Here is a 17,586-nt window from a genome sequence, read left to right on the forward strand (position 1 = left end):
ATTTATGCGAATGATTCCGCCAGTTTTTCGGCCTCGGCAAAATCCAGCGTGCCTTCATAAATGGCGCGGCCGGTGATTGCGCCCATGATGCCGTCTTCGGCTACTGCGCCCAAGGCGCGGATATCGTCCATGTTGGTGATGCCGCCGGAGGCGATGACGGGAATACGAATCGAGCGCGCCAGTTTGGCGGTGGCTTCGACATTGACGCCGGTCATCATGCCGTCGCGGGAGATGTCGGTATAGATGATCGCTTCGACGCCGTAATTCTCGAATTTTTGCGCCATATCGATGACGTCATGGCGCGACAGTTTGGACCAGCCGTCGATCGCCACTTTGCCTTCTTTGGCGTCGAGACCGACGATGATATGGCCGGGGAACTCCAGCGCCACGTCCCTGATAAAATGGGGTTCGCTGACCGCCTTGGTGCCGATGATGACATATTGCACGCCGGCATCCAGATAGCCCTGTATTGTGTCCTCGTCGCGTATGCCGCCGCCGATTTGCACCGGCACATCGGGATAAGCTTCGACAATGGCGTGAATCACGTCGGCATTTTTCGGCTTGCCGGCAAACGCGCCGTCCAGGTCGACTAGGTGAATCCTTCTCGCGCCTGCTTCCACCCATTTGCCGGCTACGGCCACGGGATCGTCAGAAAATACGGTATTGTCTTCCATGCGACCCTGACGCAAACGGACACACTTTCCTTCTTTTAAATCAATTGCAGGTATTAGCAACATATCAACTTCTCAACGGTTAAATCAGATACATAGAGGCGAGTAAAAGGCACGGCGCTAGCAAACACCATCCCAGTTTAAAAAATTCTTCAGCAATTGCAGTCCGACCGTCTGGCTTTTTTCCGGATGGAATTGCACGGCGAAGATATTGTCTTTCGCCAATGCGCAGGTAAATTCCTCGGGATACTGACTGGTGGCGATGCTGTCGTGATCGTTGTCCGGCACCGCATAATAGCTGTGCACGAAATAAAAACGACTGCCCTGAGGAATATCCTGCCATAGAGGATGTGGTTTTTGGTTGACCGTATTCCAACCCATATGCGGGATCTTTAGCAGGCTGCCGTCGGCATCGACCAGGCCTTCGGCAAAATGCACGACGTGGCCGGGGAAAATATCCAGGCACGGCGTCAGCCCGTTCTCCCCGCTATCGGTCAATAAGGCCTGCATGCCCAGACAGATGCCCAGGAAAGGTTTGCTGGCGGCCGTTTCCTTGATCACGTCCGATAAGCCGCTGTCGTTTAGGGCGTGCATGCAATCGCGGATGGCGCCGACACCGGGGAATACTACCCGGTCCGCCTGTTTGATGGCGGCGGCGTCGGAGAATATTTGAACATTGACTGCCGGATCGGCATGCTGCAGGGCTTTGGCAATCGAGTGAAGATTGCCCATCCCGTAATCAATAACGGCAACTGATGACATAACAAAGCGTTAAAGTGGTAGGTTAAAATTATTATAGTGTACCTTTGGTGGACGGCATAATGCCGGCCATTCTCGGATCTTCGCTAATCGCCATTCTAATCGCTCTGCCCAGCGCTTTAAAGATGGTTTCGGCGATATGATGGGCATTGCCGCCTTTTAGATTGTCGATATGCAATGTTACGCCGGCATGATTGACGAAACCTTGAAAAAATTCGCGAAATAAATCCACGTCAAACGAGCCGATCATCGCGCGCGGATAGTCCGCCTGATAAAACAGCCCTGGACGCCCGGAAAAGTCGATCACCACCCTGGATAAGGACTCGTCCAGAGGCACATAAGCATGGCCATAACGATAGATGCCTTTTTTATTACCCAAGGCGCTGGCGAAGGCCTGGCCCAAGGTGATGCCGATGTCTTCAACGGTATGATGGGCGTCGATTTCAAGATCGCCCTTGGCTTCGATGTTCATGTCGATTAAACCGTGTCGCGCCACCTGATCGAGCATGTGATCCAGAAAAGGAACCCCGGTGACAAAGGAGGCGCTGCCATCCCCGTCCAGATTAATGCTGATTTTTATTTGTGTTTCTAGCGTATTACGCTCGATTTGGGCGGTACGTGGGTTCATGCCGGGATTTTAGTGTTCAAATCAGCAATTCTACACCATGACTCATAACAAAAAAAATGCTAAAAACGCAAGCCCGCTTGAAAGCGTTGCATAATGCACAGCCTGCGCGGTCTCGGCGCGCTAAAATCATTGCATCCCCGGCCTTGCAAATTAGCTATTCCATTGACGCCCATGAAGGCGTTATAGTGATAGAAAATAGCGTCGATTGTCCCGGCCGTGAACGGATCGTGACGTCATTGCGAGTGCGTAGCCAAAGACTGGCGACTGTGGTTATGGCCACTGTAAGCTTAGGCGCTGTGAAACAATGGGGAACCATGATGAATAAAGTGTCTCGATTTGGTTTGATTATGGCAATGCTGTTGCTGTTGTCGTTCTTGGCCATGATCAGTCTCAGCGATCCCATGCCCAGATTGGGATTGAAAAACGGCAAACTGTTGCCTTGCCCGGATTCGCCGAACTGCGTCAGCAGCGAAAACATGCCGGCAAAGGCCTTGCAGTTAGGTCACTATCCCTCCCAGCCGGCTTGGAAATTGTTGAAAAACATCATCGCCGCCCAGGGAGGGAACATAATCGATGAGGATGGATTTTACTTACGAGCCGAATTTCGTTCCCGCTGGCTAAGGTTTGTCGATGATCTCGAGGTCAGATTGGATTTAGAAAAGAAGCTGATTCATCTGCGTTCTGCCTCCCGGGTCGGTCATTATGATTTCGGCGTCAATCGGAACCGAGTCAAGGCCGTCAAAGACAAAATGAATGTCTATCTACGCAGTCACACCAAACAACCGTCCGAGAAAAAATGAAAAAAATAATCGTCGGCATCAGCAGCTGTTTATTGGGCGATGAAGTCCGTTATGACGGAGGTCATAAACGCAATAGTTATATCGAGCAAACACTGGGGGAATATTTCGAATTTCGCCGTTTTTGTCCCGAAGTGGCCAGCGGCATGACAATCCCCCGGCCCCCGGTGCAATTAAGGGAAACCGAGCAAGGCATACGTTGCGTGGGCGTGAAGGATCATGATCTGGATGTCACCGAGCAGTTGCAACAATGTTCGCAGCAGCAACATGACTGGTTGGCCACGCTGACCGGTTATATCCTTAAAAAAGACTCCCCTAGCTGCGGTATGGAAAGAGTCAAGGTTTACCACAAGGAATATCCTCATCGCTCCGGCACCGGCTTGTTCGCCCAGTATATTAAGGATCATTTCCCGCTGATGCCTTTGGAAGAGGAAGGTCGGCTGGGGGACTCGGGTTTGAGAGAAAATTTCATCCAGCGGGTATTTGTTTATCACCGTTGGCGACAATTAAATCAGCAGGCCTTGACGCCTCATGCGCTGATGGTTTTTCACAGTCGTCACAAACTGATCGCGATGAGCCATGAACAAAATCAGGCCAGGGAATTGGGACGCATCGCGGCGTCAGCCAATAACGATAATATCGAGGAAGTGGCCGACCGCTATGTCTCGGCCTTGATGCAATGCCTACGCATCGTCGCCAGCCGCGGCAATCATGTCAATGTGCTGCAACATATCCAGGGTTATCTGAAGAAAAGGCTGGATGATGAGGACAAGCGAGAGTTAATTGAAACGATCGAGAAATATCGTCAGGGAGTCTTGCCGCTGATTGTGCCGGTCACGTTGCTGAGACACCATTTCCGTAAGCAACCGGACCCCTTCATCGACAGTTCTTATTACATGTCGCCTCATCCCGAGGAGCTTGCCTTGTTGAACGATATATAAGGCGGAAAGATAACGATTTCGCGTGATAGAAAAAGCATTTTTATACTGAATAGTTACACGGAAATTTTCACAAAGCGGCTATAATTGCGGCTAAAAAACGAGATAACCCCCATGTCAAATCTGTTTCCCATGCTAGGCTGGCGAGAATGGATCGCGCTGCCAGAATTAGATCTGCCCCCGATCAAGGTGAAGATCGACACCGGCGCCAGGACTTCTGCGCTACATGCATTCTTCGTCGATCCATACAAGAAAGGCAAGCAGCATTGGGTCCGTTTCGGGATACACCCTCACCCGCATGACAGTGAGCTGGCTATCGAATGCGAGGCGCGGGTGAAGGATCGACGTATGGTGTCCGATTCTGGCGGCCATAAACAGCGCCGATTTGTGATCGAAACGCCGATGCTGATCGGTCACACTCTGTTCAAGGCGGAAATGACGCTGACCAATCGTGATACGATGAAGTTTCGCATGTTATTGGGCAGAACGGCGATGAATGAACGTTTTATCGTCAATCCGGCGGAATCGTATTTGCAGGGCAAGCCTGTTTTCGGCGAACGCGACGATTGAGTGACGCTCGTTTGCGTTGAAAAGAACGTTTCCCGTGCGAATGCAGCAATTCCCACTTTGGCGTTCAAAAAGGGCATGGGGTGTGTTTGGCGAGGATGTCGGCAGCAAGGATGCTGCCGTCAAGCCCCTAGGGATGGGTTTACCCAGCACCTAAATTCCATGTCTACTGGACTATATTTTACATTCCAGCATAATTTAGGTGCTGGGTGAACGGCGCTCCTCGACAGACACACCTCATGCCCTAAACCCTGCAAAAATACTTAAACTGGGAATTACTGGTGCGAATGCGGCTTTGACGCTTAGTCGATAAAACGAGATACAATAGCCGGTAAGTTGTTTTGACGATGACTTCAGCACTCGAATATTCGGCAATGTTAACGATGCGAAGCGATTGACCGATCATCCTTGCTAAGCTAGCTATTGCAAGAGCTGGCGAAAGACAAGCGCTCAGTCTAAAACAGGCCTAAAAACACGGCGCTAAGGCGCTCAATGAAACGAGATTACTCCAGGAAAAGCCTTATGAAGATCGCAATTCTATCCCGCAACCCCAAGCTTTACTCGACTTCACGCTTCGTGGAAGCTGCGGAAAGAAGGGGGCATGAAGTCAGGGTTTTGGATGTGTTGCGCTGCTATATGAACATCACTTCCTTAAATCCCACGATTCATTATCGTGGCGAGGAATTAAGTGGTTTTGACGCGGTGATCCCCAGAATTGGCGCATCGGTGACATTTTATGGCACCGCGGTGCTGAGACAGTTTGAAATGATGAACGTGTTTCCGTTAAACGAATCGGTGGCGGTCACCCGTTCCCGCGACAAATTACGTTCCACCCAGCTGCTGGCGCGCAAGGGCATCGGTCTGCCGGTCACCGGTTTCGCCAACAATCCCGACGATATTGAAGACCTGATTTCAGAGGTCGGCGGCGCGCCTCTGGTCATTAAGTTATTGGAAGGCACTCAGGGCATCGGCGTGGTGTTGGCGGAAACGCACAAGGCGGCGGAAAGCGTTATTCAGGCCTTCATGGGCCTGAATGCCAACATCATGGTGCAGGAATTTATCAAAGAAGCCGGCGGCAGCGACATCCGTTGCTTTGTCGTTGACGGTAAGGTGGTTGCCTCGATGAAGCGTCAAGGCGCAGAGGGTGAATTTCGTTCCAATCTGCATCGTGGCGGCACCGCGACATTGATCAGGCTAACGCCGGAAGAACGTTCGACGGCGATGCGTGCAGCCAAAATCATGGGATTGAATGTTTGTGGCGTGGACATGCTGCGCTCCAATCATGGACCGGTTGTGATGGAAGTTAATTCATCGCCCGGCCTGAGAGGCATCGAAGAAGCCAGCGGTAAGGATATTGCCGAGTTGATCATTAAGTTTATAGAGAAAAAAATAGTTGCCCTGGAAGCCGGTAAACAACATTACAGAACCCTAACCCGCGGCAAGGGATAAACCTATGCAGCCAGAGCTAATCATCAATAATCAGCTAATAAGGCCTGGCTGCAACCTGGTTATCGACCTGCCATTACCGTCCTTATACACCCATACACCGATGACCATGCCGGTGCATGTCATCAACGGACGAAAACCCGGCCCGCGCCTGTTTGTCAGCGCCGCCATCCACGGCGACGAACTGAATGGCATCGAGATTGTCCGTCGCTTGTTGAAGCAGTCCGCGCTGAAGCGTTTGCACGGTACTCTGATCGCGATTCCGATGGTCAACGTCTATGGCGTGATCCATCATTCTCGGTATTTGCCTGACCGGCGCGACTTGAATCGTTCTTTTCCCGGTTCAGCCAAGGGTTCTTTGGCCGCCAGGCTGGCCGATCTGTTCATGCATGAAATTGTCGCCCAGTGCAGTCATGGCATCGATTTGCATACCGGAGCCATACATCGCAGCAACCTGCCGCAGATACGCGCCAACCTCGATCACGAGGAAACCCTGGCGCTGGCTGAGGCCTTCAATGTGCCGGTGTTGATCAATTCCCATCTGCGCGACGGTTCATTGAGAGAATCGGCAGCGGAGCAGGGTATTCAGATGCTGCTTTATGAGGCCGGAGAAGCGTTGCGTTTTGATGAAATCTGCATTCGCGCCGGTTTGCAAGGGATACTGGCCGTGATGCGCCATTTGGGCATGGTCGCCTCGAAAAAAAGGGTTCGAAAAAAACGCAAGGAACCTTATATCTCCCAATCCAGCAACTGGATCAGGGCGCCGGCAAGCGGCATTTTTCGCACCATCAAACCATTGGGAAGTCATGTGGCGCGTAAGGAAGTGTTGGGCATCATCAGTGATCCGATCAGCAATGTAGAGGTCGAGGTCATATCTCCACATACCGGCCTGGTCATCGGGCGCTCGGAAATTCCGCTGGTCTATGAAGGAGAGGCGCTCTATCATCTGGCCAAATTCGAAGATCACGAAGGGGTCGCGGAGCAGGTGGAATCGTTTCAAGACGCGATCATTCCGACGGACGAATTGAGTGATGAATTGATCATCACCTGAGCGCGCCAATCCTCTTCCTGTCGTAACGATTTAGCTTGGTATTGAGAAAATATTGCTTAGACTATCAGTTGCTTGTCGCATTGCCGTTGGCATATGCCGCATTATCGTCAGAGTATTCAGTCATGTTTATACGCCACCGACACGGTTCGTCTTTCGTCTTCAAATAAAGGATAATGGCGCCTAGTCGAAATCATCGCGATTTATCACCTTGAAAACTTGATGTTCATTCTGCATAGCTCCAACAAGACCGAAAACCTGCTGGCCCACCTGGTGGCTATATTGCAGCATGCGCCTTTGGCTTCCCCGTTTAGCGAGGAAGTCTTTTTAATCCAGAGTCAGGGCATGGAGCGCTGGCTTTCCCAGCAACTGGCGGCGGAATTCAAGGTCTGGGGCAATTATCGATTCCTGTTTCCGGGCAAATTCTTCAGTTCTCTGGCGCAAAAGCTCGACAGTCGCCTCAGCGACGAGGCCTTCGACCGTCATCTGATGCTATGGCGCTTCGAAGCCGCGCTGCGGCATTTGCAAGGCGATGTCTTTAAACCCTTGCTGCATTATTTAAGCGGCGAAAACGTCGAGCTGAAACGTTTCCAGCTGGCTCAGCAGTTGTCACAGATTTTCGATCAGTATCAGATGATGCGTCCGGACATGTTGGCCCTGTGGCAACAGGAACAACTTCTTTATGGCGGCGAAACCGAAGCTTGGCAATGCGCCTTGTGGCGACAGGTGAGCGCCGACATCGGTCCAAAGCATCGGGGGGCGCTGTGGCTGCAATTGATCGATAAATTCAATGCCGCCGAACCGGGGCAGTTTCAAACTCAGTTACCGGAAAGGGTTTCGGTCTTCGGCGTACACAGCCTGCCGCCGCTGTTTTTAAGCTACCTGCAAGGCCTGTCCAGACATTGCGACGTACATTTTTATCTGCTCAATCCGGCTCAGGTCTACTGGGGCGATGCGCCCGGCAAAAAACTGCGCGCCCAGCTGGAACAATTCGACGGTCACCCGTTACTGGCGACATTGGGGCAACAGGGACGCGAATTCCAGCAGATGCTGTTGGATCAGCTGCAATTCGAACTGGAGCTGGACAGCTTCGAAGCCGCGTCGGCGGTCAGCAATCTGCAACAATTACAAAACGACATACTCGGCAACGAACGCCCCGCCTGCGCGCTGGAAAACGACGGTTCTATCGCCATTCACGCCTGCCATTCCCGGATGCGCGAGGTACAGGTCATGAAAAACCAATTGCTGGCGGCGCTGGAGCAGGACCCGGAGCTGGAGCTGCGCGACATCGTCGTCATGGCCCCGGACATACAGCTTTATGCGCCGTTTATCAGCGCGGTGTTCGACGACATTCAGCACGCCATCGCCGATCGCAGCCTGAGCCTCAGCAACACCGCGCTGGATGTTTATCTCCGCTTCCTGCATCTGAGCCGCAGCCGCTTCGGCTGGCAGGAGGTGCTGGATTTGTTGGAACAGCCGGCCGTCTATCTCAGCTTCGGGCTGTCGGAAGCGGACCTCGATCTGATCCGCTATTGGGTCGACGATACCCGCGTGCGCTGGGGCCGAAATGCCGAGCATAAACAGCAACTGGGATTGCCGCCGCTGGCTGAAAACACCTGGCAGGCGGCGCTGGAACGCCTGCTGATGGGATATGCGGTGGCCGACGACGGCGACTTCGTCGACGGCGTGCTGCCGTACAAACATATCGAAGGTTCCGCCGCGCAAGCGCTGGGCGGTTTGCATGATTTTTTGCAGACCTTGTTTCAGGCCGCCGCCGAATTGCAAAGCAGCAAAAACCTGCGGCAATGGGGTGAGGTGTTGTATCGTTATGCCGATCAATTGCTGGCGGAGGCCGAGCCGGTGGAGCGGCAGCAACTGAATGAATTGTTGCTGGAGCTGGCGGAGCATTACGCCAGCGTGCATGACGAAGCGCTGGCGCTGGAAGTCATTATAAGCTGGCTGGAAGGCATGGTGTCGGAGCGCAAGTCATCGACCGGCTTCCTGCGCGGTCAGCTCACCTTTTGTTCGATGCTGCCGATGCGTTCGATTCCGTTCAAGGTGATTGTCTTGTTGGGCATGAATGACGGCGAGTTTCCCAAAATCGATCGTCATCCGACCTTTGACCTGCTGGGGCAGAATTTCCGTCCCGGCGACCGTTCGCGCCGCGCCGATGACCGTTATCAGTTTTTGGAAATCCTGCTGTCGGCAAGGCAGCAACTGATGATCAGCTATATCGGCCAATCGATGCAGCATAACAAGGAAATCCCGCCGTCGGTGATTGTCAGTGAACTGCTCGATGTGTTGGCAGAGCATTACCAGCTGAGCGACCTGACCGTTCGCCATCCGCTGCAGTCCTTCAGCATGGGTTATTTTGACGGTCGTTCTGAACAATTATTCAGCTATGTGCACAGCGATTGTGAAACGGCCCGGCGGCTGCATGATGAAAAAGCGCCGGAACAACCCTGGTGGCAGGACAGCATCGAAGCCGAAAACGATGAGATGGTCGAGATCGCCGATCTGTTCGCCTTTTATCGCCATCCTCAGCGTTATTTCATGCAGCGTCAATTAGGACTGCGTTACTATGGCCTCAGCGTCGAAGCCGAGGAACGCGAGGCCTTTGCGCTGGACGCACTGGAAAGCTACGCGGTGCAGCAGGATTGGATACACGCGGCACTGCACGACGACACGCTGTCATTGCCCAAGTTGCAGGCCGAGGGACGCTGGCTGTTAGGGGCGCCCGGAGAACTGGCGTTCGCCCAACAGCAACCTGCCATCGAGCAGTTTGTCGAACGGATCAAAAGCAAGGGGCTCGGCGAGGAACGTCCTGAATTGGCGATCGATATCGCCTTCGAGCGTTATCGGCTGGTCGGAAAACTTGCCAATCTGTATCAAAAAGGCAGCCTGTTGTATCGTTTCAGCAGCTTAAAAGGCAAGGACTTTATTCAGGCTTGGCTGCATCATCTGTTGATCAACCGGCTTGAAAGCCAAGACACTGTCTTGCTCAGCAAAGATAAAGACCTGCTGTTTCCGGCGGCTCTTGCTCGTTCCGAGGATCTGCAAGTCTTGATCGATATTTTTCAGCAGGGGCAACGGCGCCCCGACGTCTTTTTTACCGAAGCGGTGTTCGATTATCTGCAACAGGGGCAGAAAGTCAAAGCCAGCACTCGTCCCATTACCGAGCCACTGGCGCACACGATCGCCAAGATGCAGGAACGCATCGCTAGGCCATATGAGCCGGAACTCAGACAATTATTCAGTCATGACGGGGCGTTGACTCAGGCATTCGGCGAGGACTTCGCCGCGCAATGCGAAGCGCTGCTGCAACCGATCTGGGAGGCCGTCTATGAGCGCTGAACAGTTCAATCCGGTCAGCAGCCCGCTGCAACCCGGCGTCAATTTGATCGAGGCCAGCGCCGGCACCGGCAAAACCTATGCCATTGCGATGCTGGTGCTGCGATTTGTCGTGGAGCGGGAACTGGACATCAAAGCCTTGTTGGTCGTGACCTTCACCAAGGCGGCCACCGAGGAACTGAAAAGCCGGATCAGGGCTCGGCTGACCGACGCCAAGACGGCGTTGGATGGCGACCTGGACGGCTTGGACGGCAATCTGGTCGATTGGCTGCAAGGCTCGGAGTTGCCAGCCGATTTGATCAGGCAACGGCTGAATCAGGCCTTGTTGGACATCGATCAGGCCGGCATCTTCACGATACACGGCTTTTGCCAGCGCGTACTGGCCGAACATGCGCTGGAAAGCGGCCAGTTGTTCGATTGTGAATTGACCGGCGATATCGCCGCGCTCAAACAGGCCTGCGCCGATGACTTCTGGCGCCGCACGCTGTATCAGCGCAGCGCCTGGGACGTGTCGATATTGACCGGCGACTATCAGAGCCCGGACAGCCTGCTCGACAGCATCGATGTCGCCGCCGCTCGGCAGCCTGTCTATCCGCCTTATGCCGATTTCGACGCGTTGCTGGCGGAATTGCGGAAACAAGCCGACAGCGCGGCGCAGGTGCTGGATTCCACCTTGACGGCGCTCAATTCGGCGCTGGCGGACGGTAAGTTCACGACCAGCTATCGTCGCATGCTGCCCGAAGACGGCAGCGCCTGGTTAAGTTGGTTGAACGGCCAAAGCTTGATTGCGCCCGATTTCACTCCCCTGACCCGCGCCGGCCTGCTTGTCGGGCTCAATGGCAGCAAATTCCGCAGCAGCAAGAAAAACCCGTCGCCGCCGGATGAACAAAAAGCCGCTTATCTACAGCGTTGCGGGATCGATACGCGGGCCTTCGATTGCCTCGGCGAAACGCTGGCGCAAATTCGCCTGCATTTCCGTCTGGCCCTGTTGCACGATCTGCGCGAACGACTCGAACAAACCCTGCAACAGCGCAACTTATTGTCCTTTGACGACCTGATCACCCGGCTGGCCGCCGCGCTTCAGGGCGATAAAGGCAGGCTGTTGGCCGATGAACTGCAACGGCGTTTTCAGGCGGCCCTGATCGATGAATTTCAGGACACCGATCAGAATCAATGGCATATTTTCTCTACGCTGTTCGCCGCGCCGACTCAATATCTTTATCTGATCGGCGATCCCAAACAAGCGATTTACAAGTTTCGCGGCGCCGATATTTATTCTTATTTCGCGGCCCAGAGCCAGGCCCAGCGCCATTACACCCTTGGTCAAAACTGGCGCTCCCACCCACAACTGGTTGCCGGCATCAATCGCCTGTTTCAAAAACAAAGGCCTTTTCTGTTTGAGCAATTGGATTTTAAACCGGTGCAGGCGGCTCTATCGACCGAGGATGGCGCGCTTTACCGGGACGAGGAAGCGCTGGCGCCGTTGCTGCTTTGGCAACTGCAACAATACCCCGGCAAGCAGGAATATTGGAGCGCCGGCAAGGCGGCCGGGATCATACGGGACGGGGTCGCCGCCGAAATTGTCGAGCTGTTGAATCATCCCGTCATGATCAAGAAAAAGCAATCCGAACAATCGCTGCAACCCAGAGACATCGCCATTCTGGTTCGCAGTCATAGCCAGGCGCGGGACTATCAGCAGGCGCTCGCCTCAGTCGGCGTACCCTCGGTGCTGAACAGCAAGGAGTCGGTTTTTGCCAGCCGAGAGGCCGGCGACCTGCATACGGTGCTGCAAGCCATCAGCCAGCCCGGCCATTTGCCGCTGTTGAAGCAGGCGCTGACGGTGAACTGGTTTAACCTGAATGGCTTGGAACTGTACCGCCTCGGCAACGATGAAACGAGTCTGGATGCGTGGGTTGCCCGCTTTCAGGATTATCTGCAAACCTGGCAGCAACTGGGGCTGATGAGCATGCTGGGCAAGCTGTTCGGTAATGAGCGGGTCGAGGCGCATATTTCCCGGCAGACGCAGGCGGAACGTACATTGACCAATCTGCATCATGTGATTGAGCTGCTGCAACAGGCGGCGATCGATGAGCATCTAGGCATTAATAAGACGCTGGATTGGTTGCATCACGCCATCGATCAGGCCGCCCAGGGTAACGGCGGCGATGAACAGCAATTGCGTCTGGAAAGCGACGAGGATGCGGTTAATATCATCACGATGCACAGCGCCAAGGGCTTGGAGTACCCGGTCGTTTTCTGTCCGAGCCTGTGGCAACGCAGCGATCGTCTGAAAAAGGAAAAAAACATCGTCAAATGTCATCAGGACGGCCGAATGATCATCGATTTCGGCTCGGAGCAGTTCGAGCTGCGCCGGCAACAGGCGCTGGACGAAGAATTGGCGGAAGATTTGCGCTTGTTTTATGTGGCGGTCACGCGGGCGAAATACCGCTGCTATATCAACTGGGCCGATGTGCGCACTCAAAAGGCGGCTAACGATTCGGCGATGGCGTGGCTGATGGATTTCGGTGAGTCCGATTTCGCCGCTCAGCAGGAAAAACTGCGCAGTTTCAATCGCGACGACAGCCGGAGTTTTGCCTATCGGCTGTTAACTGTGGAAAACGCCATTTCCAGTCCTTATCGGGCAAGCCCATCGGCGAGCGAACTGCGGCACCGGCAACGTTCTCGCAGCCTGTATACCCACTGGCAGATGAGCAGTTATACCGCGTTGTCGGCGCTGAGCTTGCAGGATGCGCCGGAATTGCCGGCGGATAAGGCCGATGAGCAGGTCTTGGCGCTTGCGCCGGCAAGCGATGCGGAGCAGTTGCCTAAGGGCGCTCATGCCGGCAATGTGCTGCACGATTTGCTGGAAAACTTGAGTTTCGACGCTATCGCCGCCGGCGAGGATATCGTGCCCCGGCGCGATAGAGCCTGTTTGCAGTATGGGCTGGCTGTTGACCAGCCTGAATTGATCGACCAGTTATTGCGAGTCGTCGTCGACACGCCGTTGTCAGCCGACCACGAATTCCGCCTGCGACGGATTCCGGATCGTCATTGCCTGAAGGAAATGCCTTTTTATTTGGCGTTGCGGAGCATCGACGCGGCGGCCATCAATGATCTGCTGAGGCACTGTCCGGCCTATCAGCCGTTAAGCAGTCGGCAAATGTGCGGCTATTTGACCGGCTTCATCGACCTTGTTTGCCAATATGACGGCCGCTATTATGTCATCGACTACAAGTCCAACAGCCTGGAAGACTATCAGGCCGACAGTCTGACGCGGGCCATGCGCGATCACAATTACGGCCTGCAATACTGGTTATACACGCTGGTGTTGCATCGCTATCTGCAGCAGCGATTGCCGGATTATGATTATCGGCATCACTTCGGCGGGGTGAAATATTTGTTTATGCGCGGGATGTCGGCGGAACAGCCGGAAAGCGGCGTATTCAGCGACCGGCCGGACCTGGACGGTGTGGAGAAACTGGCCGCGTTGTTCTTTGAAAGCCCTTAAACTGGGGGGGTAAAGTCAGTTAGTTCATGCTGAAGCAACCTGAGTAACAATTAGCTGTTGTAAGATCATGACCTGACGCGATCGCACGTGGCATAGCCGGGTAGGGTGGGCTGTTCAACCTCGAAGCCGTTTCGTTCCCAGGGCTCCCTCATTCGCTGAAAATCTTGGAAACGGAGCGCCAGCGAAGTGAAGATTTTTAGTCCCCGATAGGCGTAGGGCCGATTGTTTTGTCGGAATCGAAGCGAGAGCGAAGGTGGAGACAAAATAAAAGGTCTCCCGAAACGCCGTCAAGTCATTTGTGGGAGTGCGACGGAGCCAGTATCGAGTTTACGATGATATGGCGGAGTGGCACGGACGCAGGACGAATCGGGGCCGCCGGAGGCAATAATCGCCACGTAATTTCTGCCGCTTGCTTGGGCTGGGATGCCCAAAACAAGCTTTCGCAGAAATAGTGGCGCGCTAGAAAAAATACCTGAACCAACACATTGGTCAATATCGCGTCATCCCTTTGGGCGGGGCGGATTATTTAACCCGCCCCAAACGTTTAACTTACTCTAGTGACGGTTGAATCGTTCAGGACCTCGTTGACCTGCATTTCGCATAGCGACATGTGGGCTACTTGCTTTTCGCGCCAAGGGCGGCTGCCCGTAGGAGGCCCGCCCTCGGGCCGAATGGCTCTTTTCGCGCCGAGGGCGGCGCTCCTACGCAAAGCACCGTCTTGCCTTCGAGTGTGCTGAACAGCGTGAAGCGCATCAAAAACCGGTGCGCTTCCTATCGTCAGCACACCCTACCCGCACCGTAGGGCGGCTTCGCGAAGCAAGCCGCCAAAAACCGCCTCCGGGGCAAAATTGGCCGTGTACGCGGGGCGGGTTATTTAATTCATGTCGGACTCCTGGGAAAAGAGAGGAGTCCATATCATCATCCTGCCTGGCGTATTTGTTGTTAATTTTCTGTTTTGCCACTCATTCATTTAATGAGGTAGCCCTGGGTTTCGTTCCAGTAATAGTAATTTCGTAAGCCAAATGGGTGTAATTCGACCAGCGAACCCTAAACACAGCAAAAATGCTCAAGCCGGGAATAGCTGGCACCTGCCGAGTACCCGTCATATATAAAATGACTGAGTACTAGGTTTGTAACGATGGCGCTGTCGACCAAGACCTAAAATCTGCCACAAAACCCCCCAAGGGACTCGGGGTGTTTACCGTTCGCTCGATACTTCTCGATATTCCACTTGCATTTTAAGTTTATTAGGATTAAAAAAGAATCTAGCCTCCATTATAATTACCAAGAGAATCCATAAGGACATTTCTCTTACGCTTCGAAAACTATAACGATAAAGGAGCGCCTTATGCATTTGCACAATCTTTATGCATGGACCCAACACCCGTCAGTACGCAGCAAACTGATTTGCGGTGTTGCTGGCGTCATCGTCGGCATCCTGTTATGGAACGGTTTCCTGTTGACGCTCGATGCCACCAACACGAACGAGTTCTGCACGTCCTGCCATTCGATGCAGAACTATATCTATCCGAAATACCAACAAAGCGTTCATTTTCGTAACAGTAAGGGCATACAGGCCGGTTGCGCCGATTGTCATATCCCTAAGCCGTTGATGGCGAAACTGATACGTAAAACCATAGCCCTTAAAGATATCTATCATACGCTAATCGGAACGATCGATACGCCGGAAAAATACGCCGCTCATCAACCCTTGTATGCCGAACGCGTTCGAGAAAGAATGCGGGCCAGCGATTCGCGCGAGTGCCGAAATTGTCATCAAGAGGCCTACATGGACCTGGCTCAGCAATCGTCGGTCGCGCGCGTGAAACATCAGGAAGGCCAACAGCAACATAAAACCTGTGTCGATTGTCACGAGGGCGTCGGTCATCCTTCCGAAAGCACGACAACGGATGGCGAAGAGAGTTTTTCTTTAGAGTGACGTGAGTCGCCTCTCCGTTCTGTTAAACAAAATCATCCAGCGAGCAGTGTCATGAATAAATACTCCATCACGCATTCGTTATTTTTATTAGTGAGTCTGTTCTGGTTAGCGAACAGTTGCGCTTATGCAATCGATTGGCAACGTCTGCCGGGACAGAAGATCACGTTGTTTTATCCGGGGCAATCCTCCTGGGAATGGCTGCTGACCGAACACGAAGGCGCATCGGAAATCAAATCCGGAAAATTTTGCCGGGAATGCCATGCCGATATACAACAGGAAATGGGACAAAAACTGATTTCCGGGGCATTCCTCGAACCAAAACCGATCGCCGGCAAAGCCAGTTCGGTCGAAATCGAAATCAAATCGACCTATGATGCCGAAAACCTTTATCTGCATCTGGCGTGGACGGCTACCCCTCAAGCCGGCGCTAACGAATATCCGGATTACGAAGCGATGGCCTCGCTGATGCTGGACGACGGCCGAGTGCCTGAAATTGCTCGGGGAGGCTGCTGGGGGGCCTGTCATGCCGACGTCAACGGCATGCCCAATGCCGATAGAGCCTCGAATATCTCCAAATATCTGGTCAAGTCGCGCAGCAAGATGACTCGTTACGGTGGCGGCAATCATATCAAGTCGTCGGCCGACCTGCAAAACCTGCTGGATTCAGGCTTCTTCGCCGAAATCTGGCAAGCCCGTCTAAACCGGGGGCAAGACGCTAACGTGTCGCAAGGTTATATATTGGCCAGGCGCCATGATCATACCAAGAGTCAGGTACGTGCTTCAGCCCGCTACGACAGTGGACGGTGGTTCGTGGAATTGAGCCGGCCACTGATTATTAACGAGCCGGGTTACAAAGATATCATGCCGGGCAAAACCTATACGGTGGGTTTCGCCGTTCATGACGGCCATGTTAAAGGTCGACGTCATTATGTCTCGCTGGCCTATACCTTGCGTCTGGATGAAGGCCCCGCCGACTTCATCGCCCGTAAACAATAAAAAGGTTTCATCATGATGCAACGCCTCATCTCGACGCTAATTTTTTTCCCGACGCTGCTTTTAGGGCTGATGGTACTCGATGTGTCGGCGGAAACGACCTTGCCGTCACGGGCGGATCGAGATCTAATCGATCCTTCGAACTGCCTCGGTTGTCACAACGATAATAATATCCAACCGATCTTCAGCACCCCCCATGCGCAAAAAGGCGATCCTCGCACAAATTTTGCGACCAAAGAATGTGAAACCTGTCATGGCCCCGGCGGCGAAGATCATCCTGAGATCGCCTTCGGTGCGTTATCGAAAACGCCGGTCGAAGAACAAAACCGAGTCTGCCTGGACTGTCACGATCGCGGCGATAAGGTCCATTGGCAAAACAGCAGTCATCAAGCCTCGGACATCGCCTGCGCCGCGTGTCACCGCATCCACGCGGTACGCGACCCGGTCGTCGAGAAGAGCACGCAAATCCAGGTCTGCTTCACCTGCCATACCGAACAAAAAGCGCAAAGCTTTTTACGTTCGCGGCACCCTTTCCGGGAAGGCAAAATGGTTTGCAGCGACTGCCATAATCCACATGGGTCGACTAGCGACTTTCAATTGAAAGAAAACACCGTCACAGAAACCTGTTACGCCTGCCATACCGAAAAACGCGGCCCCTTCCTGTGGGAGCATCCGCCGGTTCAGGAAAACTGCGCACTGTGTCATAACCCGCACGGATCGACTCAGGACAGGCTATTGAAAGTCAGAACGCCGTTTTTATGTCAACAATGCCATTCCGACCGTTTTCATCCCAGCACCCTATACGATGGCAGCGGCCTACCGCCGGTCGGCGCGCAAAGCCGGTTACTCGCCGAAGGTTGTTTGAATTGCCATTATTTCGTGCATGGCTCCAATCACCCGGCCGGCGCCGCTTTTACGCGTTAGCAAAAATGCATTAAGAG

The 17,586-nt window shown here is 53.6% G+C and carries 13 protein-coding genes; 10 read left to right on the forward strand and 3 right to left on the reverse strand.

The genetic code is table 11. From position 1 onward, the window contains the following. Positions 1 to 2: 2 nt before the first annotated feature. From hisA to hisB, 3 genes are read right to left on the reverse strand one after another with little or no spacing between them, the layout of a single operon-like run. Positions 3 to 737: a 1-(5-phosphoribosyl)-5-[(5-phosphoribosylamino)methylideneamino]imidazole-4-carboxamide isomerase gene (gene hisA, locus Q9L42_RS04685; protein WP_305909587.1), complete on the reverse strand. Its 735-nt coding sequence runs from the start codon at positions 735 to 737 to the stop codon at positions 3 to 5. A 54-nt stretch (positions 738 to 791) separates the two neighbouring features. After that, positions 792 to 1,433, reverse strand: a complete 642-nt coding sequence (gene hisH / locus Q9L42_RS04690; protein ID WP_305909586.1) for an imidazole glycerol phosphate synthase subunit HisH — start codon at positions 1,431 to 1,433, stop codon at positions 792 to 794. Positions 1,434 to 1,464: 31 nt separating this feature from the next. Continuing rightward, on the reverse strand, positions 1,465 to 2,058 hold the full coding sequence (gene hisB, locus Q9L42_RS04695) for an imidazoleglycerol-phosphate dehydratase HisB (RefSeq protein ID WP_305909585.1): 594 nt from the start codon (positions 2,056 to 2,058) through the stop codon (positions 1,465 to 1,467). 317 nt (positions 2,059 to 2,375) lie between these two features. Between hisB and Q9L42_RS04700 the strand changes: the two genes are divergently transcribed. The 10 genes from Q9L42_RS04700 to Q9L42_RS04745 all read left to right on the forward strand — a co-directional run bounded on the left by Q9L42_RS04700 (position 2,376) and on the right by Q9L42_RS04745 (position 17,569). Next, positions 2,376 to 2,858, forward strand: a complete 483-nt coding sequence (locus Q9L42_RS04700; protein ID WP_349432094.1) for a DUF1499 domain-containing protein — start codon at positions 2,376 to 2,378, stop codon at positions 2,856 to 2,858. Continuing rightward, positions 2,855 to 3,796, forward strand: coding sequence for a YbgA family protein (locus tag Q9L42_RS04705; protein ID WP_305909583.1), 942 nt, complete (start codon positions 2,855 to 2,857; stop codon positions 3,794 to 3,796). The genes Q9L42_RS04700 and Q9L42_RS04705 overlap by 4 nt, the downstream gene beginning before the upstream one ends. A 111-nt stretch (positions 3,797 to 3,907) precedes the next feature. Beyond that, positions 3,908 to 4,363 (forward strand): ATP-dependent zinc protease family protein, encoded by a 456-nt coding sequence (locus tag Q9L42_RS04710; RefSeq protein ID WP_305909582.1) that lies wholly within the window; start codon positions 3,908 to 3,910, stop codon positions 4,361 to 4,363. A 519-nt stretch (positions 4,364 to 4,882) separates the two neighbouring features. Beyond that, positions 4,883 to 5,809: a 30S ribosomal protein S6--L-glutamate ligase gene (rimK, locus tag Q9L42_RS04715; RefSeq protein ID WP_349432096.1), complete on the forward strand. Its 927-nt coding sequence runs from the start codon at positions 4,883 to 4,885 to the stop codon at positions 5,807 to 5,809. A 4-nt stretch (positions 5,810 to 5,813) separates the two neighbouring features. Beyond that, positions 5,814 to 6,857 carry a succinylglutamate desuccinylase/aspartoacylase family protein gene (locus Q9L42_RS04720; RefSeq protein ID WP_349432098.1) on the forward strand — a complete coding sequence of 348 codons (1,044 nt, stop codon included), beginning with the start codon at positions 5,814 to 5,816 and terminating at the stop codon, positions 6,855 to 6,857. 219 nt (positions 6,858 to 7,076) lie between these two features. Continuing rightward, positions 7,077 to 10,208 (forward strand): exodeoxyribonuclease V subunit gamma, encoded by a 3,132-nt coding sequence (recC, locus tag Q9L42_RS04725; protein ID WP_349432100.1) that lies wholly within the window; start codon positions 7,077 to 7,079, stop codon positions 10,206 to 10,208. Beyond that, positions 10,198 to 13,713 carry an exodeoxyribonuclease V subunit beta gene (gene recB / locus Q9L42_RS04730; RefSeq protein WP_349432102.1) on the forward strand — a complete coding sequence of 1,172 codons (3,516 nt, stop codon included), beginning with the start codon at positions 10,198 to 10,200 and terminating at the stop codon, positions 13,711 to 13,713. Before recC ends, recB begins: the two co-directional genes overlap by 11 nt. Before the next feature lie 1,348 nt (positions 13,714 to 15,061). Then, positions 15,062 to 15,652 carry a NapC/NirT family cytochrome c gene (locus Q9L42_RS04735; protein ID WP_305909574.1) on the forward strand — a complete coding sequence of 197 codons (591 nt, stop codon included), beginning with the start codon at positions 15,062 to 15,064 and terminating at the stop codon, positions 15,650 to 15,652. Positions 15,653 to 15,703: 51 nt separating this feature from the next. Beyond that, on the forward strand, positions 15,704 to 16,648 hold the full coding sequence (locus tag Q9L42_RS04740; RefSeq protein ID WP_349432104.1) for an ethylbenzene dehydrogenase-related protein: 945 nt from the start codon (positions 15,704 to 15,706) through the stop codon (positions 16,646 to 16,648). A 12-nt stretch (positions 16,649 to 16,660) separates the two neighbouring features. Continuing rightward, positions 16,661 to 17,569 carry a DmsE family decaheme c-type cytochrome gene (locus tag Q9L42_RS04745; RefSeq protein WP_349432106.1) on the forward strand — a complete coding sequence of 303 codons (909 nt, stop codon included), beginning with the start codon at positions 16,661 to 16,663 and terminating at the stop codon, positions 17,567 to 17,569. Positions 17,570 to 17,586: the final 17 nt, after the last annotated feature.

The organism is Methylomarinum sp. Ch1-1, from assembly GCF_030717995.2.
In the GTDB taxonomy this organism is placed as follows: Bacteria; Pseudomonadota; Gammaproteobacteria; order Methylococcales; family Methylomonadaceae; genus Methylomarinum; species Methylomarinum roseum.

Coding starts and splice junctions, on each gene's coding strand:
- hisA (WP_305909587.1), bottom strand. CDS start 737: ATGTTGCTAATACCTGCAATTGATTTAAAAGAAGGAAAGTGTGTCCGT.
- hisH (WP_305909586.1), bottom strand. CDS start 1,433: ATGTCATCAGTTGCCGTTATTGATTACGGGATGGGCAATCTTCACTCG.
- hisB (WP_305909585.1), bottom strand. CDS start 2,058: ATGAACCCACGTACCGCCCAAATCGAGCGTAATACGCTAGAAACACAA.
- Q9L42_RS04700 (WP_349432094.1), top strand. CDS start 2,376: ATGAATAAAGTGTCTCGATTTGGTTTGATTATGGCAATGCTGTTGCTG.
- Q9L42_RS04705 (WP_305909583.1), top strand. CDS start 2,855: ATGAAAAAAATAATCGTCGGCATCAGCAGCTGTTTATTGGGCGATGAA.
- Q9L42_RS04710 (WP_305909582.1), top strand. CDS start 3,908: ATGTCAAATCTGTTTCCCATGCTAGGCTGGCGAGAATGGATCGCGCTG.
- rimK (WP_349432096.1), top strand. CDS start 4,883: ATGAAGATCGCAATTCTATCCCGCAACCCCAAGCTTTACTCGACTTCA.
- Q9L42_RS04720 (WP_349432098.1), top strand. CDS start 5,814: ATGCAGCCAGAGCTAATCATCAATAATCAGCTAATAAGGCCTGGCTGC.
- recC (WP_349432100.1), top strand. CDS start 7,077: ATGTTCATTCTGCATAGCTCCAACAAGACCGAAAACCTGCTGGCCCAC.
- recB (WP_349432102.1), top strand. CDS start 10,198: ATGAGCGCTGAACAGTTCAATCCGGTCAGCAGCCCGCTGCAACCCGGC.
- Q9L42_RS04735 (WP_305909574.1), top strand. CDS start 15,062: ATGCATTTGCACAATCTTTATGCATGGACCCAACACCCGTCAGTACGC.
- Q9L42_RS04740 (WP_349432104.1), top strand. CDS start 15,704: ATGAATAAATACTCCATCACGCATTCGTTATTTTTATTAGTGAGTCTG.
- Q9L42_RS04745 (WP_349432106.1), top strand. CDS start 16,661: ATGATGCAACGCCTCATCTCGACGCTAATTTTTTTCCCGACGCTGCTT.